General features: G+C 41.4%; 16 protein-coding genes and 1 other annotated feature. Of the genes, 12 read left to right on the forward strand and 4 right to left on the reverse strand.

Going from position 1 to position 20,776, the window contains the following annotated elements:
• Positions 1 to 36: 36 nt before the first annotated feature.
• The 12 genes from FZC41_RS12545 (at position 37) to FZC41_RS12600 (ending at position 16,323) form a co-directional block, all read left to right on the forward strand.
• On the forward strand, positions 37 to 1,893 hold the full coding sequence (locus FZC41_RS12545) for a bifunctional metallophosphatase/5'-nucleotidase (protein WP_148567753.1): 1,857 nt from the start codon (positions 37 to 39) through the stop codon (positions 1,891 to 1,893).
• A 28-nt stretch (positions 1,894 to 1,921) separates the two neighbouring features.
• Complete coding sequence (locus FZC41_RS12550) at positions 1,922 to 2,422, forward strand: nucleoside deaminase (RefSeq protein WP_148567754.1); 501 nt, start codon at positions 1,922 to 1,924, stop codon at positions 2,420 to 2,422.
• Between the two features lie 14 nt (positions 2,423 to 2,436).
• On the forward strand, positions 2,437 to 3,573 hold the full coding sequence (locus FZC41_RS12555; RefSeq protein WP_148567755.1) for a DUF362 domain-containing protein: 1,137 nt from the start codon (positions 2,437 to 2,439) through the stop codon (positions 3,571 to 3,573).
• A 100-nt stretch (positions 3,574 to 3,673) separates the two neighbouring features.
• Positions 3,674 to 3,949, forward strand: a binding site (T-box leader).
• 226 nt (positions 3,950 to 4,175) lie between these two features.
• Positions 4,176 to 5,168 (forward strand): ketol-acid reductoisomerase, encoded by a 993-nt coding sequence (ilvC, locus tag FZC41_RS12560; protein ID WP_148567756.1) that lies wholly within the window; start codon positions 4,176 to 4,178, stop codon positions 5,166 to 5,168.
• Positions 5,169 to 5,277: 109 nt separating this feature from the next.
• Positions 5,278 to 6,819 carry a 2-isopropylmalate synthase gene (locus FZC41_RS12565; protein ID WP_148567757.1) on the forward strand — a complete coding sequence of 514 codons (1,542 nt, stop codon included), beginning with the start codon at positions 5,278 to 5,280 and terminating at the stop codon, positions 6,817 to 6,819.
• A gap of 15 nt (positions 6,820 to 6,834) precedes the next feature.
• A complete protein-coding gene (gene cimA, locus FZC41_RS12570) occupies positions 6,835 to 8,433 on the forward strand; it encodes a citramalate synthase (RefSeq protein WP_148567758.1) in 1,599 nt (532 codons plus the stop codon).
• Between the two features lie 41 nt (positions 8,434 to 8,474).
• The gene (gene leuC / locus FZC41_RS12575; protein WP_148567829.1) at positions 8,475 to 9,755 is read left to right on the forward strand and encodes a 3-isopropylmalate dehydratase large subunit; all 1,281 of its coding nucleotides are present in this window, start codon (positions 8,475 to 8,477) and stop codon (positions 9,753 to 9,755) included.
• A complete protein-coding gene (leuD, locus tag FZC41_RS12580; RefSeq protein ID WP_148567759.1) occupies positions 9,752 to 10,240 on the forward strand; it encodes a 3-isopropylmalate dehydratase small subunit in 489 nt (162 codons plus the stop codon). The genes leuC and leuD overlap by 4 nt, the downstream gene beginning before the upstream one ends.
• 48 nt (positions 10,241 to 10,288) lie before the next feature.
• A complete protein-coding gene (gene leuB, locus FZC41_RS12585) occupies positions 10,289 to 11,350 on the forward strand; it encodes a 3-isopropylmalate dehydrogenase (RefSeq protein ID WP_148567760.1) in 1,062 nt (353 codons plus the stop codon).
• 217 nt (positions 11,351 to 11,567) lie between these two features.
• Positions 11,568 to 13,232, forward strand: a complete 1,665-nt coding sequence (ilvD, locus tag FZC41_RS12590; protein ID WP_148567761.1) for a dihydroxy-acid dehydratase — start codon at positions 11,568 to 11,570, stop codon at positions 13,230 to 13,232.
• Between the two features lie 46 nt (positions 13,233 to 13,278).
• Entirely contained in the window at positions 13,279 to 14,940 is a 1,662-nt protein-coding gene (gene ilvB, locus FZC41_RS12595) for a biosynthetic-type acetolactate synthase large subunit (protein ID WP_148567762.1), read from the forward strand.
• A gap of 153 nt (positions 14,941 to 15,093) precedes the next feature.
• Complete coding sequence (locus FZC41_RS12600; protein ID WP_243136716.1) at positions 15,094 to 16,323, forward strand: chloride channel protein; 1,230 nt, start codon at positions 15,094 to 15,096, stop codon at positions 16,321 to 16,323.
• 8 nt (positions 16,324 to 16,331) lie between these two features.
• Here the strand turns inward: FZC41_RS12600 and FZC41_RS12605 are convergent, their stop codons facing one another.
• The 4 genes from FZC41_RS12605 to FZC41_RS12620 form a co-directional block, all read right to left on the reverse strand.
• Positions 16,332 to 17,576: an MFS transporter gene (locus FZC41_RS12605; RefSeq protein ID WP_243136717.1), complete on the reverse strand. Its 1,245-nt coding sequence runs from the start codon at positions 17,574 to 17,576 to the stop codon at positions 16,332 to 16,334.
• 118 nt (positions 17,577 to 17,694) lie between these two features.
• Complete coding sequence (locus FZC41_RS12610) at positions 17,695 to 18,768, reverse strand: HD-GYP domain-containing protein (RefSeq protein ID WP_148567764.1); 1,074 nt, start codon at positions 18,766 to 18,768, stop codon at positions 17,695 to 17,697.
• Positions 18,769 to 18,856: 88 nt separating this feature from the next.
• Complete coding sequence (locus tag FZC41_RS12615; protein WP_148567765.1) at positions 18,857 to 19,612, reverse strand: flagellar motor protein MotB; 756 nt, start codon at positions 19,610 to 19,612, stop codon at positions 18,857 to 18,859.
• 19 nt (positions 19,613 to 19,631) lie between these two features.
• Positions 19,632 to 20,462: a flagellar motor protein gene (locus FZC41_RS12620; protein WP_148567766.1), complete on the reverse strand. Its 831-nt coding sequence runs from the start codon at positions 20,460 to 20,462 to the stop codon at positions 19,632 to 19,634.
• Positions 20,463 to 20,776 lie beyond the last annotated feature (314 nt).

Consider the following 20,776-nt stretch of genomic DNA (forward strand, 5'->3'; position numbering starts at 1 on the left):
ATAGGAATGTAAAAAAAGAAACATCAAGGAGAGAAGATGAGAAATTGCAAACAGGCCTTTAGTCTATTGCTGATGATTTTAATGGTTTTTGGACTATGGGGATCAACAGTTTTCGGAGCGACTGTAAATAATGATGAAACGATTACGCTTAAGATTATCCATACCAATGATACCCATGCCCGGTATGATTACAACATCGGTAAAACCATTGGGTATGCCAAGCTTAAAACCATCATCACCCAGGAGAGTCCGGATTTGACCGTGGATGCCGGGGATACCTTTCATGGACAATCCTTTGCGACCATTGAAAAAGGGGGAAGCATCGCTGAAATCATGGCGGCTGTCGGATTTGACGCCATGGCGCCGGGAAATCACGACTTCAATTATGGAAGCGCCAGGCTTTTAGAACTTGGAGCACTGGCAAATACAAAAATATTAGGCGCCAATGTGCGTTATACCGATTCCGGAGAGCCGTTTTTCAATGATTCATATCTGATAAAAGAAATAAATGTCAACGGAGAAATCATAAAAATCGGGGTATTCGGCTTGATCAGTCCTGATATTTATTCTGATACGGCTCCCAGTAATGTTGAAGGCCTAACCTTTGGAACTGAGGAATCGATTATTGAAACGGCCAAGACTTCCGTTGCGGCTCTGAAGGCTCAGGGCTGTGATGTGATTGTGGCACTGACCCATATGGGAGATTCTAATAATGGTGAATTGATGCGAAGTGAAGTTGTCGCTCAGGAAGTCCCAGGAATTGATGTCATTGTGGATGGACATACTCACGATATTGAGAATTCGGAAGTCAACGGAACCTTAATTGTTCAAACCGGTTGTTATTTCAGTGCGGTTGGTGAAGTTGAGATTACCTTAAAAGAACATGATCTTGAAGAAGCAGCGGTTAGTGGAGCTGAAGGTGATAAGGACCAGATTTCAGGACAAGCGGAAATTCCAACGAATGACACTGAAGGCGTCGTGACACAGGTGGATGAACCGTCATATACGGTCGAAAATAAGACCGAATCGCTGATTACGGCAAGTCAGGCAACGGATGAGCTCATTCCTGCAGATCCAACAGTAGCCAATCTAATCGCGACAATTGAAGCCCGGGAAGATCCGATAAAAAATGAAGTCATTGGAAATACGCCGGTAAAACTTGGCGGAAACAACGGGAATATCTGGGAAGATGTCCGTTTGGGAGAAGTGAACTTGGGACGCGCCCTTGCCGACAGTTATCTTTTTGGAACCGGCGCTGATGTTGCCATTGAAAATGCCGGTGGAATAAGAGCTGAAATAGCGGCAGGTGATATTACCAAAGGCCAGGTCATTGATGTCCTTCCTTTTGGCAACTATTTAGTGACTAAAAAAGTTTCCGGCGCCGATATATTAAGGATGATGGAGACCAGTATCGAAATTGGTGTCAACAATCAAGTTGCGATGGATAAAAATGACAACTCCTGGCCGGGTAATAGTGGCAGTTATTTGCAATGGGGGGGCATTAAAGCCCAATACGATCTTAGTAAAGCAAAAGGGAATCGCGTTTTTTCAGCAAAAATTGGCGGCGTGGATTTAGATCCCAATCAAATGTATACCATCGCCTGCAATAACTATTTAGCAACCAGCAGCGATTATCCAGAGTTAAAAACAGCCAGCATCCTTAATGAATATTCGGCATGTGATGAAGTATTTACGACATATTTACAGGAAGCTGGAAGCGAACGCTTTTTAGCGGCAGTCAACAATTTAAACATTACCGCAGGAACAACGCCGGAATCGCTATCGGATCCTCAGCCGATTGCAACGGCCCAGAAACAGTCTTCAAATAATCCTAAAACAGGTTATGGTGAAGGGGATTGGTTTAGAGCATTATTGGGAGTGCTTTGTTTTTGAAGTTGAAGATGACTGGCAAACTGAGTCAATGCGTTTGACCGATCATACAAATGATAAAGGAGGTGCCAAAATCTCTAGACATAAAAGATTTCAGGATTATATGGCGATGGCAATTGAGATCGCTCAGGCCGGGGCAGAAAAAGGAGAAGTGCCCATCGGGGCAGTTTTAGTATGCGAAGGAAAAATTATTGCCAAGGCCCATAACCAAAAAGAAACGCGGCCAGATCCAACTGCCCATGCAGAAATGCTGGTTATCCGGGCCGGGGCAGAAAAACTAAAACGCTGGCGTTTAAATGACTGTCAATTGTATGTAACAGCGGAGCCCTGCGTCATGTGCATGGGTGCGATTATACAAGCAAGAATACCAATGCTTGTGTATGGCGCCACTGAAAAAAAATTCGGTGGGGTTGAGTCCACAGCACGTTTAGGACAACATCCCATGCTGCCAGGAAAAATGGAAATATATGCCGGTATTTGCGAAAAACAGTGCGAAGATTTATTAAAAGATTTTTTCGAAAAAAAACGATAAGAGGAGGAACACACATGAATCAAAAATCAAAAGTTTACTTTACAACATTTCGAACGACTGGGGCAAACAATATTTTGCAGAAACTGAAAAACCTTGTGTTGGAGGCAGGATTAGCAACGATTGATTTCGAAAATAAATTTGCCGCCATTAAAATCCATTTGGGCGAACCGGGAAATCTCGCTTACTTAAGACCAAATTACGCGAAGGTAATTGTTGATCTGATTAAAGAAGCCGGCGGAAATCCATTTTTAACCGATTGTAATACCCTCTATGTCGGTCGTCGAAAGAACGCTTTGGAACACCTGGACGCCGCCTATGAAAACGGCTATAATCCGTTTGTGACCGGTTGCCATGTGATAATTGCAGATGGTTTAAAGGGAACAGATGATATTGAGGTACCGGTAGAGGACGGAGATTATGTTGAAAATGCGAAAATCGGTCGGGCCATTATGGATGCGGACATCATCATTTCCATGACTCACTTTAAGGGGCATGAAGATACCGGTTTTGGAGGAACTCTGAAAAATATTGGAATGGGTTCGGGATCTCGGCGTGGAAAGATGGAAATGCATTCGTCCAGCAAACCTTATGTTAAAGAAAAGAAATGTCGCAGCTGCGAGATGTGTTCGAAAATCTGTGCAATGAAAGCAATATCATATGGCGGTGATGAAGGTAAAGCAAGTATCAATCCTGATCTTTGTGTTGGGTGTGGACGTTGTGTGGGTATTTGTCCCTTTGATGCAATTTCACCGAAATTTGATGAAAGCAGAGAGATACTCACAAAAAAAATCGCCGAATACACCAAGGCCGTTGTCGCTGGCCGTCCGCAGTTTCATATTAGTTTTGTGATGGATGTTTCACCCAACTGTGATTGTCATGTTGAAAATGATTTGCCAATTATTCAGGATGTTGGTATTTTTGCATCCATTGATCCTGTTGCGCTGGATGTTGCATGTGCTGATGCCTGTAATAAAGCTCCGATTATCAGTGGCAGCTATTTAGACGAGCAGATTCATCAGCAGCATGTGAGTGATTCGAGGGAAGAAGACTGTTTTGCTTTGACCCATCCGGGAACTGACTGGAAAGTATGCATCGACCATGCAGTTAAATTAGGATTGGGAAGCAAAGAATACGAAATTATAGAAGTTTAAAACTAGAAATCGATATCATGATTTCTTTCCTATTTAGTGATTGACAAAGATAATAGAAATAGATATAATGACAAAAAGATAAGCAAAGTAAACAAATAAAACAACGGCGATGACCAAGAGAAAGATACCAAATATTGTTTTTAAGAGAGTTGGAGACTGGTGTAATTCCAATAATTCAATGGTATGTAATACTCGCTTGCGAGCTGCCAACCTGAAAATTTACCAAATTAGTAGGGAAGGCCGTAATCCTTTTTGGAAAGTCAGCGTTAAATGACTATGGTTAGGTTCGCGCTATGCGTTCAGACCAGAAGAGGGAATAGCTGTGAGGCTATTTCATACTTAGAGTGGTACCGTGGATAATATATCCGCCTCTGTTATAACAGAGGCGGATTTTTTGACGTTTCATCCAAATCTATGATTTGGCTAATGAAACTAATACAGGGTGAACGGTCACCTTATGGACTGTGAATCTCGTAGACGTTTCATCCAAATCTATGGTACTATTTTTAAGCCAATCATGGTATCCGTTGTATATAATAATCACTTTAAAAGTGGATTTATATAAATTAAGAAAGATTAAAAATTTAGGAGGAAATTAACAAATGGCAAAAATGTTTTATGATGTGGATTGTAATCTTGGATTATTAGATGGAAAAACTGTTGCGATAATTGGATATGGAAGTCAGGGACATGCACACGCGCAGAATTTAAAAGATTCTGGGGTAAATGTCGTTGTCGGTCTTTATAAAGGTAGCAAGTCCTGGCCAAAAGCAGAAGCTGATGGGTTAAAAGTCCTGACATCTGAAGAAGCTGCTAAAGTTGCAGATATCATTATGATTCTTCTTCCCGATGAAAAACAAGCCAGTATTTACAAAGAGAGTATTTTACCAAACCTTGAAGCAGGAAATTATCTGGCATTTGCTCATGGCTTCAACATTCATTATGGACAAATCAAACCACCAGCAGATGTCAATGTCTTTATGATTGCACCAAAAGGACCAGGTCACACGGTAAGAAGTCAATATCAAGAAGGCAAAGGGGTTCCAAACTTAATTGCTGTGCAGCAAGATCCCGATGGAAATACACATGATATCGGATTAGCATATGCTTCAGGAATCGGCGGAGGCCGTGCCGGTATCCTGGAAACAACCTTTAAAGAAGAAACGGAAACTGATCTATTCGGTGAACAAGCGGTTCTTTGCGGTGGGGTAACTGCCTTAATGAAAGCTGGCTTTGATACATTAGTTGAAGCTGGCTACCAACCTGAAAGTGCTTACTTTGAATGTGTTCATGAAATGAAATTAATCGTTGATTTAATCAATAGCGGCGGATTTAGCTTCATGCGTTATTCTATCAGTGATACGGCTGAATATGGTGACTATATTACCGGAGATAAGATCATTACCGATGAAACTAAAAAAGCAATGAAGGGTGTTCTAAACGATATTCAAGATGGTACATTTGCACGAAACTGGCTTCTTGAAAACCAGGTCGGTCGTCCATATTTCAATGCAAAACGTCGAATCGGAAGCGAAACACAGGTCGAAAAAGTTGGAGCAGATTTAAGAACGATGATGTCCTGGATCAAAAAATAACTCAGACCGATTAAATTTATAATTTTTCACATGATCAGGGCAGAAGACCTTCTGCCCTTTTTTAAAACATAAAATAAATCATTATTTTTAAATAATAGGAGGAGATGCAATGAGCAGAACAATTAAAATATTTGATACCACCCTTCGGGATGGGGAACAATCGCCAGGCTGTAGCATGAACTTAAAAGAAAAATTAGAGATGGCAAAACAACTCGAACGTCTTAATGTTGATATCATAGAAGCGGGTTTTGCCATTGCTTCTCCCGGTGATTTTGAATCCGTAAAACTGGTTGCCAACGAAATAAGAGATGTGACAATTGCAAGTTTGGCAAGAAGCACAGAAAAAGACATTACGGCAGCTCACGAAGCCCTAAAAGGAGCTGCCAATCCGAGACTTCATTATTTTCTGGCAACGTCAGATATACACATGGAGTACAAGCTGCGAATGTCTCCTGAGGAAGTATTGGCACAGGCCATCGCAATGGCACGATTTGCCAGAAATATTTTTGGTGAGATTGAATTTTCAGCGGAAGATGCCTCCCGGACTCGTCCGGAATTTTTGTATCGGATATTGGAAGGCGTAATTAATGAAGGCGTGACAATTGTTAATGTCCCTGATACAGTGGGTTATGCAACTCCTGAGGAACATTTTAAGTTTATTGAAGGTATTCGAAACAATGTGCCAAACATCGATAAAGCGACAATTTCGGTCCATGTCCATAATGACTTGGGTTTGGGTGTCGCAAATACGTTAGCGGCAATCCAGGCAGGCGCCGGACAGGTTGAATGTACGGTGAATGGGATTGGCGAACGGGCAGGAAATGCAGCGTTGGAAGAAATCGTCATGGCGTTAAAAACGCGTAAAGATATTTACCAGGTCGAAACAAACATTAAAACGACTGAGATTTATCGTTCCAGTCGATTGTTAACCAAATTAACTGGAGTAAAAGTTCAACCCAATAAAGCGATTGTCGGAGAAAATGCTTTTGCTCATGAAGCCGGAATTCATCAACATGGTATGATGGCCAATAAGGAAACTTATGAAATTATGACACCGGAATCGATTGGCTTAAAAGAAACAAAAATGGTCTTAGGCAAGCATTCCGGAAAGCATGCTTTTGTCGAAAAACTGGATTCTTTGGGATACAACAATTTTACAGCTGAAGAAGTGATCGAGATTTTTGAACAGTTTAAAGTTTTAGCGGATAAGAAAAAAGATATTTCGGATAAAGATATCTTAGCCTTAGTGGAACAAAAACAGTTGGCTATTCCAGAAGTCTATTCTCTCGATCGTTTCATTATCAGTACCGGAAATACTATTTCAACAGCTGCAACCATTCGATTAAGGAAAAATGGCAACTTAATAGAAGGGGTTTCTTTGGCAGATGGCCCCATCAGTGCTGGATTTAAAGCCATCAGCGAATTGGTGGAGTATGAGCTGACATTAATTGATTATGGCGTTGAGGCGGTTACCGATGGTACCGATGCTCAGGGCGAAGCGCATGTAAAAATATCTGACGGTACCCATGTTTATCATGGCCGGGGTTTAAGTACGGATATTATTGATGCCAGTTTAAAAGCTTATGTCGATGCAGTCAATCAAATGCTGTATATTAAAGAAACCGAAGATCAAAATCGTTCAAATGCCTGATAAAGGAGGATTGGAATGTCTGAAAAAATATTAATCTTCGACTCAACACTGAGAGACGGCGCCCAGGCAGAAGGGATTTCTTTTTCTGTTGAAGACAAAATTCGAGTTATGGAAACCCTGGATAAAATTGGGGTAGATTATATTGAAGCCGGCAATCCCGGTTCCAATCCAAAAGATATAGAATTTTTCAATCGTATCAAAGGGATGCAATTGCAACATGCCAAACTGGTTGCTTTTGGCAGCACCCGTCGCGGTGGCATTGCGGTTGAAGACGATGCAAATCTAAAGGCGATACTGGAAACCCAAACCCCGGCAGTGGCAATTTTTGGGAAGAGCTGGACGTTTCACATTACCGATATTATTAAAACAACACTAGAAGAAAATCTTCTGATGATCGAAGAAACAATGGCTTATCTTAAGGCAAAGGGCAAAGATGTGACCTTTGATGCTGAGCATTTCTTTGATGGATACAAAAACGATCCCGTTTATGCGATTGAATCACTATTGGCGGCGCAGGCAGGTGGAGCCGATTGTCTGGCCTTGTGTGATACCAATGGCGGAACCCTTCCCGTTGAGATTCAGGAGATCGTTGCTGACGTGCGAAAGAAACTGGATATCCCATTAGGCATTCATTGTCATAATGACAGTGGAGTGGCCGTGGCCAACTCCCTTATGGCGGTTCAAGCCGGTGCGAGACAGGTCCAGGGGACTTTCCTTGGGTATGGCGAACGTTGCGGAAATGCGAATTTATCCTCAATTATTCCGAATCTTCAATTGAAGCTGGGATACAATTGCTTGGCCGAAGATGAACTTTTAAAGCTGACATCATCAGCGATCCGGATTGCCGAAATTTCAAATTATATTTTGAGTGGAAGAGAACCTTTTGTTGGAAAATCCGCCTTTGCCCACAAGGGTGGAATGCACATTGATGCCGTCATGAAAAATCCGGCATCTTTTGAACATGTTCCCCCGGAATCAGTTGGCAATGAACGGCGGATATTAATGTCTGAAGTTTCCGGCCGGAGCACCATTATTCAGCTAATTAACGAAGTGGATCCCAGCTTAACCAAAAAGTCTGAGGAAACAACTCGGGTGATGGATCGAATTAAGGAATTGGAATACCAGGGCTATCAATTTGAAGGAGCCGAAAGCAGTGTGAAACTCTTGATTCGCAAGGAACTTGGTAAATACAAACCGTTTTTCACACTGGAAGACTTCAAAACGATTGGCGAACAGCCACATACGAAAGAAGGCCTCAGTTCTTCGGCCGTGGTTAAAATCAATGTTGATGGACAATCCGAAATCAATGCAGCTGAAGGTGATGGACCGGTGAATGCCTTGGACAAGGCATTGAGAAAAGCTCTGGAAGTATTTTTTCCCAAAATAAGCGAGGTTCGGTTGACCGACTTTAAAGTTCGGGTCATCGATTCGAAAGCAGCTACTGCTTCAAAAGTACGGGTCCTTATCGAAAGTTCCGATGGCGTCGATATCTGGACAAATGTCGGTGTTTCTACGGACGTTATTGAGGCTAGTCTGATCGCCCTTATTGATTCCATTGAGTATAAACTTTTAAACGATATGGAACGCAAGCTGAAAGAATATAAATTAATGTAAATTGAAACAATTTTTTCGAAATTAGAAGGAGATGAGTGACATTGGGAATGACGATGACTCAGAAAATATTAGCAGCCCATGCCGGGTTGAACGAGGTAAAACCAGGAGATTTAATCATGGCAGATTTGGACCTGGTGTTGGGAAATGATATTACAGCACCAGTAGCGATTGATGTATTTGAAGGTATCAATGCTGAAACGGTATTTGATAACGATAAGATAGCGCTGGTTCCAGACCATTTTGCTCCAAATAAAGATATTAAAGCAGCAGAACAATGTAAAAAAATGAGACTATTTGCGAAAAAACATGACATCACAAACTATTTTGAAATTGGCCAAATGGGCGTGGAACATGCACTTCTTCCTGAAAAAGGACTGGTGGTTGCCGGCGATTTGGTAATCGGTGCAGATTCCCATACTTGTACTTACGGTGCCTTGGGAGCTTTTTCAACCGGTGTCGGCAGCACCGATATGGCGGCCGGCATGGCAACGGGAAAAGCTTGGTTTAAAGTTCCCGCCGCAATAAAATTTGTGCTCAAAGGAAAATTTAATAAGTATGTTTCAGGTAAAGATTTAATTCTTCATATCATTGGCATGATTGGCGTGGACGGCGCTCTTTACAAATCCATGGAATTTGTTGGCGAAGGAATTGCAAATCTTAGGATGGATGATCGTTTCACCATTGCAAACATGGCGATTGAAGCTGGTGCGAAGAATGGCATCTTTATTGTGGATGAGCAAACCATTGAGTATATAACCGCGCATTCTCAGAAAGAATACACGGTTTATGCAGCCGATGACGATGCCGAATACGATAAGATCATCGAAATTGATTTATCAACGATTAAACCCACTGTTGCTTTTCCTCATTTGCCTGAAAACACCAGGACAACAGATGAAATCACTGAACCTGTTTATATTGATCAAGTTGTTATCGGATCTTGTACCAATGGTCGATTGTCAGATTTTGCGAAAGCCGCAAAGATTTTTGAAGGACGTAAGGTGGCCAAAGGAATTCGCACAATCATTATTCCAGCAACCCAGAAAATTTATTTACAGTGTATGGAACTTGGCTATTTTAAAACGTTTGTCGAAGCAGGAGCCACGGTGAGTGCACCAACTTGTGGACCTTGTTTAGGCGGTCATATGGGTATCCTTGCCAGTGGTGAACGTTGTGTTTCCACCACTAACCGAAATTTTGTTGGACGGATGGGTCATGTGGACTCAGAAGTATATTTGGCAAATCCTGAGGTAGCGGCAGCTTCTGCTATTTTAGGCCGGATTGCAGATCCAACGGAATTATCGGAAAAGGAGAAATTATGAAAGCAAAAGGAAAAGTATTCAGATACGGAAATAATGTTGATACCGACGTCATTATTCCAGCACGTTACCTTAATACCAGTGACCCGAAAGAATTAGCTGAACATTGTATGGAAGATATCGATGCCGATTTTGTCAAGAATGTAAAAGAAGGGGACATCATTGTCGCAGATAAGAATTTCGGATGTGGATCGTCCCGAGAACACGCCCCCCTTGCCATTAAAACAGCTGGGATTTCTTGTGTCATTGCTGCAGATTTTGCCCGCATTTTTTATCGAAATTCAATTAATATTGGGTTGCCCATTTTGGAATGTCCTGAAGCAGTGGCTAATATTGAAGCCGGTGATGAAGTGGCAGTGGATTTCGCTACGGGGATCATTACCAATGTTACGAAAAGCAAAACCTTCCAGGGGCAGGCATTCCCTGAGTTTATGCAAAACCTGATTGCCGTCGGCGGTTTGGTTAATAGCATTAACAAAAAATTATAAAATAAAGACGAAAAAAATCAATCAAAAACGAAAATAGGAGAATTATATATGAATTATAAAATAGCTGTTATCCCAGGTGATGGAATTGGTCCTGAAATTGTTGGGGCAAGTACTAAAGTACTTGACAAAATTGGCGAAAAATTCAACCATTCCTTTGATTATACTGAAGTTCTTGCCGGTGGTGTTGCCATTGATGCTTGTGACACGCCATTACCGCAGGAAACGATTGATATCTGCAAAGCAAGCGATGCAGTTTTACTTGGTGCACTTGGAGGTCCTAAATGGGACAATCTTCCTGGTGACAAACGTCCTGAAGCCGGATTATTGGGAATAAGAAAAGCCCTGGGTCTTTATGCAAACCTGCGCCCGGCCATTCTGTATGAAGAATTAAAGGCATCCTGTCCATTAAAACCAGAAATTGTTGGCGATGAATTGGACCTGATGGTTGTTCGTGAATTGACGGGAGGCATTTATTTTGGCGAAAAAGGCCAGGACGGTGACAATGCCGCTTGGGATGTTATGAAATATACCAGACCGGAAGTGCTGCGGATTGCCCGAAAAGCTTTTGAAATTGCGATGAAACGCCATAAAAAAGTAACCAATGTCGACAAAGCCAATGTTCTTGGCGTCTCTCGTTTCTGGAGAAGCATTGTTTTAGAAGTTGCCAAAGATTTTCCGGAAGTCGAGTTGAATCATTTATATGTAGATAACGCTGCGATGCAATTAGTCATCAATCCCAAGCAATTTGACGTTATCGTAACAAGCAATCTGTTTGGCGATATTCTATCCGATGAAGCCAGCATGATTACCGGTTCAATCGGAATGCTGCCATCAGCCAGTTTGTCGGATGGAAAATTTGGTATGTATGAACCGATCCACGGTTCAGCTCCCGACATTGCCGGTCAGGATATTGCCAATCCAATTGCGACCATTATTTCCGTGGCTATGATGCTGCGTTTCTCTCTGGATTTAACCGAAGAAGCAGATCTCATTGAAGCTGCGGTAAAGAAAACATTGTCTCAAGGATATCGTACTGCGGATATTTATTCTGAAGGAATGAAAAAGGTTGGAACGGTTGAAATGGGTCAACGTATTATTGAAAATCTCTAGGACAATATAAAAAATTCAAATAAGACCAGTTTAAAAGCTGTTGCTTTATCAGGTTGAGTGGCCTCATGGCAGACAGGCGCAGTCTGTTTGAGCTGGGTGCATCGGTTGATAAACGATGGCTTTTAAAATTCTTTAATCGATAATTGAGTTTACCGATAAGGTGAAGGAGGCTTCAATGTAAGCCTCAATATTTTTAACAGTGTAGAAAGGATATCAAATGAAAAGTGATCAAGTAAAAAAGGGAGTAGAAACGACTCCGCAACGTTCATTATTTAAGGCCATGGGTTATATTGATGAAGAATTGGAACAACCACTGATTGGGGTTGTTAATTCATTCAATGAAATCGTTCCCGGACATATCCATCTCAATACGATCACCAAAGCGGTTAAAGAAGGGGTCCGAATGGGCGGCGGAACGCCCATTGAATTTCCTTCAATAGCGGTTTGTGACGGGATTGCCATGGGACATTCCGGAATGAAGTATTCTTTGGCTTCCCGAGAACTCATTGCGGATTCCATCGAAGTTATGGCGACGGCCCATGCTTTAGATGCGTTGGTGTTGATTCCTAATTGTGATAAAATAATTCCGGGAATGCTCATGGCAGCGGCACGGTTAAATATTCCGGCCGTTGTTGTCAGTGGCGGAGCCATGTTAACAGGCAAAGCATTTGGACAGAAAGACCAGGATTTGAATACGGCGTTTGAAGCGGTTGGCGCATTTAATGCCGGAAAAATTAATGAAGCCGGATTAAAGTCGTTTGAAGATTCAGTTTGTCCCGGATGTGGTTCCTGTTCCGGCATGTTTACTGCCAACAGCATGAATTGCCTCACAGAAGTATTGGGAATGGGACTGCCTGGAAATGGAACGATCCCAGCTGTTTTTGCAGAGCGGATTCGGCTGGCAAAAAAGGCCGGAATTCAGGTTATGGAGCTGTTGAAACGAGATATTAAACCGCGAGATATTTTAACGGAAGCCAATTTTAAAAACGCTTTGACCTGTGATATGGCGATGGGTGGTTCGACCAACAGTATTCTGCATTTACCAGCGATTGCAAATGAAGCTGGAGTCATTATTGATTTACAGGAAGTGAATGAAATTTCTGCAAAAACGCCTCATTTATGCAAACTCGCGCCTTCTGGAGATCATCATATTGAAGATCTTTATTATGCCGGGGGAATTCAGGGGATGATGAAGACCCTGGCAGATGGGAATCTCATTGATGACACGCTCCTGACCGTGACGGGAAAAACCATCGCCGATAATCTTGTTGGCGTAACGGTTAAGAATCCGAATGTCATTCATCCTTTGGATAATCCTTACAGTAAAACAGGTGGATTAGCTGTATTATTTGGCAATATGGCACCTGATGGCTGCGTGGTGAAACAGGCAGCGGTTGCACCGGAAATGCTTACCCACGAAGGTCCGGCAAGAGTTTATAATTCAGAAGAGGATGCAACGACCGCGATTCGCGGCGGAAAAATCAAGAAGGGCGACGTCATCGTCATCCGTTATGAAGGTCCTAAGGGCGGTCCGGGAATGCGCGAAATGTTATTTCCGACATCCGCCATTGCCGGAATGGGTTTAGATAAAGATGTGGCATTGATTACCGACGGTCGATTCTCTGGTGCTACCCGAGGTGCCAGTATTGGACATGTCTCTCCGGAAGCCGCCGCCGGCGGGGTCATCGGTCTTATTGAAGAAGGTGATCGCATCAGCATTGATATACCGGGCCGTTCGATTAAATTGAATGTGAGTGATGAAGTCCTGGCTAAACGTAAAGCCGCCTGGATACCGCTTGAACCAAAGATTAAAACTGGTTATCTGGCACGTTACGGGAAACTGGTAACCTCGGCATCAACAGGCGCGGTATTTGAAAAATAAATAAGACCAAATTATAAATGAATGTTATTAGGAAGGAAGTGAAAATTTGGAAGAGAAAAATTTGTTAATGGGATCAGAAATTACCGTTCGTTGTTTGGAAGAACAAGGGATAAAGCATGTCTTTTCATTTCCTGGTGGGGTTGTTATTCCCTTGTTTGATGCCTTTTACCGAATGGATCATAATATTACTGAAATTGGCCCCTGTCATGAACAAAATGGGGTCCATGCAGCGGATGGCTATGCCAGAACCAGTGACACGGTGGGGGTTGCGATTACAACCTCCGGACCGGGGGCAACAAATGCTGTGACCGGTATTGCCAATGCCTATATGGATTCCGTGCCGTTGGTTGTTATTACCGGACAGGTGGCAACTCCGCTTCTGGGTAAGGACTCTTTTCAGGAAATCGATATTACCAGTGTCACGATGCAGATTACCAAGCATAATTATTTGGTCACTAATGTTGCAGATTTAGCGGAAACCATTCGGGAAGCATTTGTGATTGCCCAATCCGGACGGCCAGGTCCGGTTGTTATTGATATCCCCAAAGATATATTCACGTCAAAAACCGAATATGAATGGAAAGACATTCCGAAACTGAAACCGGTGTATCCTGAAATTGATCAGTCCAAAATTGAAGAAGCAATTGCGGCCATCAATGCGGCTAAAAACCCCATGATTTATACGGGTGGGGGCGTTTTAAAATCAAAAGCGCATCAAGAGCTGTTGGCTTTTGCTGAAAAATCCGGGATACCGGTTGCAAATTCACTGATGGGGTTAGGCGGTATTCCCAGAGATCATCATCTGTCACTGGGGATGGTTGGCATGCATGGTTTTCAGGAAACCAATATGGCGGTAATCAATTCGGATTTGCTGATTGGTATTGGCGCCCGGTTTAGTGATCGTGTAACTGGAAACTGCGAGGCTTTTGTAAGAAATAAAAAATTGATCCACATTGATGTAGATCCAACGGAATTTGCAAAAAATGTGAAAACAGACATTGCCATTCATGGAAATATTAAAGATGTTCTGCCCTTGATTACCAAAGGAATAGCGAAAAAGACCTATCCGGAATGGTATGAAAAAATTAAGAGTTGGGCGATTCCGTATTGTCCAAAGGACAATTATAATCCTAAAAGTATTATTAATGCCATTAATGCTGCTTATCCGGAGGCCTTTGTGGTTACTGAAGTTGGTCAACATCAAATGTGGGTGGGCCAATATTGGAACGTCAAACGTCCGGCTCAGCTTGTTACCTCTGGTGGTCTAGGCACCATGGGCTTTGGTCTGGGTGCCTCCATCGGCGTTCAGCTGGCAAATCCTGACAGCGATGTCATTTTGATTGCCGGAGATGGCAGTTTTCGCATGAACTGTCAGGAATTGATCACCGTGAGCAAGTATCAAATCCCCCTAAAAATCTTCCTTTTTGACAATGAAGCTTTGGGGATGGTTCGCCAGTGGCAAAAGTTGTTTAATGAAAAACGCTATGCACAAACGGATATTGTTCAATGTACCGATTATTTGATGTTGGCGGCTGCCAGTGGCATACCTGGATATAAGGTAACCAACTTGGAAGAACTGAAAAATGTTCTGACAATAATTAAAGATAAAGAAGGCCCATTATTGGTTCATATTAAAATTTCCAATGAAGAAGGCGTTTATCCGATTGTTCCGGCCGGATGTGCCATTGATGAAATATATTACGAATAGTTAAATTAAAAAGACAAACCTGAATTTGGGGGTTTGTCTTTTATTTTTGCGGCAGTCCGGGGAGGCTTTTATTAAAGTATCCTTAAACCATTCCATTGATTATAATAAATGGAAAAGATATAATATATTTAATACTAAAAACGGGAGGTTGCTGTGGGGATTAAACTAAAAAAGATATTAATTATGAGTTTCTTTGTAGCTTTATTGGGCGGCGTTGTCGGCGGAGTCACATGGATATTGCTGTATATTATGGATCTGGGTATTGGCTTTGTCTGGGATTTTGTACCAAGTCATGTAAATTTTACCCTTTATCCGGTTGTTATTTGTGCCCTCGGCGGGGCGCTCATCGGCATCTGGTCAAAGCGATTTGGACCGTATCCTCATGAAATGAGTGAAATTATGGTTGAGGTTAAAAAAGGCAATAAAGTACCATATAATAATATTCCGGTTGTGGCAGTTGCCGCCTTATTACCTTTGATTTTTGGAGGAAGTATTGGACCCGAAGCCGGGCTGACCGGTGTGATTGTGGGTTTATGTTTTTGGTTTTCAGATCGATTTGAATTTATCTTTTCTGAGGTTGAAGAGCTGGCTCAAATTGGGATGGCGGCTACCGTTGGAGTCATATTTGGTTCCCCTTTATTTGCTTTTGCGAATCAGATTGAGGACGAAACCAAACCCACTGTGATTCCCAAAAACACAAAAATATTCATGTATTTTGTTGGGATCCTCGGGGGCTTTGGAGCTTTAAATCTACTGACTGGTATCTTTGGAGGGGGCATGGGCTTAGGGCGCTTTCCGGCCATTGAGAGCGTATCTGGAGGTGAGTGGCTGGCGGCCATTCCTTTGGCGTTGATTGGTGTGATTGCCGGAATGCTCTATTTTGTTTTCCAACGGGTTATGAAAGTAATCGTGAGGCCTTTAAATAAATATATCATCCTAAAAACCATCCTGGGAGGAATGATTCTTGGCGGAGTGGGGATATTTCTGCCATATACCATGTTTGCCGGTGAACAGCAAATGACCGTTGTGATGAACTCATGGCAGAGTATCGGTTTTGGCGTGCTGCTCCTGACTGGCGCAGTGAAATTATTAATGGGAAACATTTGTGCTGAAATGGGCTGGCGCGGTGGTAATATCTTTCCAACAATTTTTTCAGGGGTTGCCATAGGTTATGCCTGTGCCTTTGTGATTCCAATTGATCCTGTTTTTTGTGTGGCAGTTGTGACAGCCGCGTTAACAGCTACGATTATGCGAAAGCCGATGGCAGTTATCTTCCTGCTGCTTATTTGTTTCCCGATTAACGGAATTATTCCAATGACGATCGGTGCTGTTATCGGGGCAGCTATTCCCTTGCCAAAATGGAGAGAAATGGGAAAAGCGTAAAATTCAGTTTACCGATTCTTTTCGGTTGCCAGCGACTTGTTTTTAATAATTGAAAAACCGCATAAGGTCGTCAGAATTCCGGTAATAATGAGCAAAAATTCAATGGGAATATAATCAGCCATGGGGCCGAAGATAAGCATACCCAGAGGGAGTGCCGTGGTACCAATCAGTTGTAAAATGCTGAAAATACGTCCTTGAATATCAGCATCAACCTGTTCCTGCAACAGTACGGTAGTTGGTACTGAGAAAAACGGAATTGCTAAACCAGATGCAAAAATAAACAGTAAATAGAGAATAAAATTTGGAGCTAATCCCATGGCCGCAATTGCGAGACCGAAGACGAAAGATCCGACCGAAATAGTCTTGATTCGACGGTTATAACCGCCCCAGATGGTGATGATGATTCCGCCAAACATCGTGCCGCCACTGAAAAAAACTTCATTGAGGGTTAAACGCCATATCTCACCGCCGTAAAGACGGGTAATGAGAAGCGGTGTTAAAAAAGCCGCCGGGGTGATGAAAAACATGATTAGGGCATAGTAAATAAAAAGAGTCTTAATAAATCGATCATGATGAATGAAATTCAGCCCTTCTTTTAAATCAGACAGGACTGAGGCTACCCTTTTTTCCAAAGCTTTGGAATGAATGGGAATGGGAATGAAGAATAGAATTCCCACGGCGATCATTGCAGTGATGATATCAATCAGAAAAGTATATTCAAGGGGAAAAACAGTAAGTAAACCGCCACTAATGGCAGGAGCGACAATAAAGGTTAGGGATTGAATGCTGCCATTGATCCCATTGATTTTCATCAATTTATTTTCTGGAACGAGTTGAGGAATCAGTGCATTAACGGCTGGGGCTTGAATTCCGGCCCCAAATGAGCGAATGCCCGAAACTAAAAAAAGCAGCCAGAGCTCCTGATAACCCATAAAAAAAAGAATTGCCAGAACGAGTGTTGCCAGGGAAATGAGGGCATCGGCCAGGATTATCAAGTATTTTCGATGATAGCGGTCAGCCCAGACGCCGGCAAAAAGAGACACTAAAATTTGCGGGAGAAAACTGCACAGGGTAGAAATAGTCATCATAAAACCGGAAGCAGTCGTTAGCGTTACATACCAAATAATGGCATAGGCTACGATAGAAGAGCCAAACAGGGAAATGGTTTGACTGGTAAGAAAAAGGATGATTTGACGAAGGCTATGTGAATTATTACGATTAATAGGGGGATCATTATTGAGTGCTGTCATCATAACTCCTTTTTTGAGATAGTATGATTATGTTTCCGAAGATTCTACCGTAATTTAAAAGAATGTAAAATAAAAAAACCCAAGTTCTACCTAGGGTTATTGAAACAATTTAGTATTTTTTCTATATTTCAATCACTTTGGTGATGGTCACATTAAGAAAATGTTTATCTGCTAAATTTATATCATACATCTCAACATCTTGATTTCCATTTTTATAAATCCTGATTTTAGGTCTCATACAGTAGTTTTCATAATTTTCGGTGACAATACCGGATAAACCATTGCTCAATTCCACACAAGTTCCGGTCGGATAGGGGGCGATTTTTTTAATGAAAATATTGACCAGCTCTGGATCAAAAAGAATTTCGGAATTTCCCATAATGTACTCGATCACTTCCGAAGGTATAATTGCTTTTCGGTAGGATCGGTCGGAAGTCATCGCATCATAAACATCTGCAATGGCGATGATGCGGCCAAACAATGAAATATTTTCGCCCATTTTACTGTTTGGATAGCCGCCGCCTTCATATTTTTCATGATGTTCAAGAATTCCCAGTTTGGAAGACTGATTCATATTGAATTCTTTTTTTATATAGTCATAACCATACTGACTGTGTTTTTTAATCTCACCAAACTCATTATTGGTTAGTGCACCGTTTTTGAGTAGAATCTCTTTATTAACAAATATTTTCCCGATATCGTGCAATATGGCACCAATACCAAGATCACTCAATACTTGTTTTTTCAAACCCATGGATACACCCAGTACAATTGATAGAACGGCAACGTTGACGGAATGAAAATAAGTATAGTCATCAAAAACTTTTAAATCGATCATGTTAACCATGGTACTTTTATTATTCAAAATTTCGTCAACAATGGTTTCAATTTGATTTTGCATTTCGGTGAAGCTCTGCTTTGTTATTGTAGTTGTATTTTCAGCACAAATGAATACATCTTTAACACAACTAACAGTATGAGCCTTAATACGATCATCGATAATATTTGCAATTTCTAAATCTCTTGATACAGCATCCTCAACATAAATACCATTATAATTAAGATTTCCGATTCTACGGATATATTCTTGTGTCAGGACAACGTCTTGTGCCAGTACCAGTTCTCCGTTTTTACCCCAAAGGTTATTACCCAGGGTCATTCCTTCTCGCAAGCAAGATGTCGGTACAAATCTCATAAAGTGGGCCTCTCTTTCAATTTACAATAGTATAGGTATAATGAAGTCTGTGTTTACATTTCAGGGGAAAATATAGTCAGTGTGATAACTAATGAACTGCTTCAGTGGCATTAAAATCTGTTCTTAAGATGACAATATCAACTCTTCTGTTTTTAGATCGTCCGTCTTCGGTATCATTTGTCGCCACCGGTCGATATTCCCCGTAGCCGATGGCACTGATCTTTTCTGAAGGGAAACCGGAATTTGTTACAATTAGATCTAGAACTTTCGAAGCACGCATGACAGAAAGATCCCAATTATTGCTGTAGATGCTATTTTGTATAGGTACATTATCAGTATAACCTTCGATTCGGACATAATTGTTCACCGTTTTCAAAATTCCTCCAAGATCGGTTAAAATATTCACCGTTTCAGGTTTTATCGCTGTGCTTCCGGAATCAAACAGGACATAATCTTTAAAGGTAATCCAGACACCGATATCACCCATGTTTACGGTAACCTGATTTTGAAGACCTTTTTCGGTGATTAACGTGTTTACTAAATTAACAATATTTTGAAGATCTTCTTCTACTGTATTTCCTTGATCAGCAGTTGAGTCGTTCGCAGTTGTCGTAATGCCGGCAAGCATTTCCTCAGGACTGCCTTGTTGTGCGCCGGCAATACTCTGTTGATCACCAGCCAGGGCAGAATTGAGTGATTTTGCCAATGCTTCATATTTTTGTTGGTCGACATTACTCATGGAATACAGAAGTACAAAAAAAACAAAGAGTAATGTAATAAAATCCAGGTAAGAGAGCATCCATCGCTCACTGTTGTCTTTTTCCGGTTCTTCTTGGTGTTTCATTGATTAGCTCAAACTCCTTTTATTTACCTTTTTTCTTTGATTTACCTGAAGATTTTTTTGCGTCTTTAGAGTCTTCGCCGCCGGCTTTTGCTAAATCTTCTTTGGATAGATATCCCTTAAGTTTGTCTTCAATAAAATTAGGATTTGCACCTTCCTGGAGAAGAATTAAACCTTCGATGATCATTGAATTACGAACGATTTCTTCTTTGCTTTTCATTTTAAGAGTACTTGCAATAGGAAGCCAAATAAGGTTTGCCGTTGCAATACCATATAGAGTGCAGATAAAGGCTACCGCAATAGATTCGCCTAACCCATCCGGGTTAGAAGACATTTGACCCAATACATTGATCAGACCCATAACCGTTCCGATGATACCCATGGTAGGCGCATAACCGCCGGCGGCTTCAAAAATTGCCGCCCCAGCTTTATGCCGGTGCGACATCATTTCAAGATCTGATTCCAGTGCTTCCCTTGTTTTCACCGGATCGAGACCATCAAGAATAAATTCTAGTCCGCGTTTGGTAAAAGGGTCAATATCGGTTTGATCAACAATTTCCTTTTCAAGACTTAAAATCCCTTTTGTTCTCGCCGTTTTTGACATGGCCTTAATTTGTTCAATTAAAGACAGCAGATCATTCTTATCATTTTTAATGAGAACTTTAAATAGTTTGGGAACGTGTTTTATGTCGGACAAAGGGAAAGACATAACAGTAGCGCCAATCGTTCCGAGGATTACAATCATAAATCCGGTTGGTGATAGTAAAGATACAATGCTTCCACCTTCAATAAGAAATGCAGCGATAATGGATGCCCAGGAAAATACAAAAGCAATTATATAACCAATGTTCAAAAACTGATCCTCCTTTAAATTTAACAAAGACAATGCATTATGGTCTATAAAAGATTAAGACCAGTTAATTTATTTCTTGTTTAACATATTAATCTTCGTCAAATTTGTTTTTTTCTTTAGTGGAAAGTAAATAATATTCAGATGAAAAAGGAACAGTTAATTAATTAAATACGATAAAAAAACAGTAATTCCATTGGTTCAAAATCGCCACTAAATATGTGCAAAAGGGAAAGTGGAAAAGTAAAATAACTGCTTTAAACAGTCTGAAATTTTATCAATACTATCAGTTCTCATAATAATCAAAAGCATGGACA

This window comes from Acetobacterium paludosum, from assembly GCF_008086595.1.
Lineage (GTDB): Bacteria > Bacillota > Clostridia > Eubacteriales > Eubacteriaceae > Acetobacterium > Acetobacterium paludosum.

Excerpts from the sequence above, each read along its gene's own strand:
- cimA (WP_148567758.1), top strand. The coding sequence starts at position 6,835 with ATGTCTGAAAAAATATTAATCTTCGACTCAACACTGAGAGACGGCGCC.
- leuD (WP_148567759.1), top strand. The coding sequence starts at position 9,752 with ATGAAAGCAAAAGGAAAAGTATTCAGATACGGAAATAATGTTGATACC.
- FZC41_RS12545 (WP_148567753.1), top strand. The coding sequence starts at position 37 with ATGAGAAATTGCAAACAGGCCTTTAGTCTATTGCTGATGATTTTAATG.
- FZC41_RS12550 (WP_148567754.1), top strand. The coding sequence starts at position 1,922 with ATGCGTTTGACCGATCATACAAATGATAAAGGAGGTGCCAAAATCTCT.
- ilvD (WP_148567761.1), top strand. The coding sequence starts at position 11,568 with ATGAAAAGTGATCAAGTAAAAAAGGGAGTAGAAACGACTCCGCAACGT.
- FZC41_RS12605 (WP_243136717.1), bottom strand. The coding sequence starts at position 17,576 with ATGATGACAGCACTCAATAATGATCCCCCTATTAATCGTAATAATTCA.
- FZC41_RS12565 (WP_148567757.1), top strand. The coding sequence starts at position 5,278 with ATGAGCAGAACAATTAAAATATTTGATACCACCCTTCGGGATGGGGAA.
- FZC41_RS12615 (WP_148567765.1), bottom strand. The coding sequence starts at position 19,612 with ATGAAACACCAAGAAGAACCGGAAAAAGACAACAGTGAGCGATGGATG.
- ilvC (WP_148567756.1), top strand. The coding sequence starts at position 4,176 with ATGGCAAAAATGTTTTATGATGTGGATTGTAATCTTGGATTATTAGAT.
- FZC41_RS12610 (WP_148567764.1), bottom strand. The coding sequence starts at position 18,768 with ATGAGATTTGTACCGACATCTTGCTTGCGAGAAGGAATGACCCTGGGT.
- FZC41_RS12555 (WP_148567755.1), top strand. The coding sequence starts at position 2,437 with ATGAATCAAAAATCAAAAGTTTACTTTACAACATTTCGAACGACTGGG.
- leuB (WP_148567760.1), top strand. The coding sequence starts at position 10,289 with ATGAATTATAAAATAGCTGTTATCCCAGGTGATGGAATTGGTCCTGAA.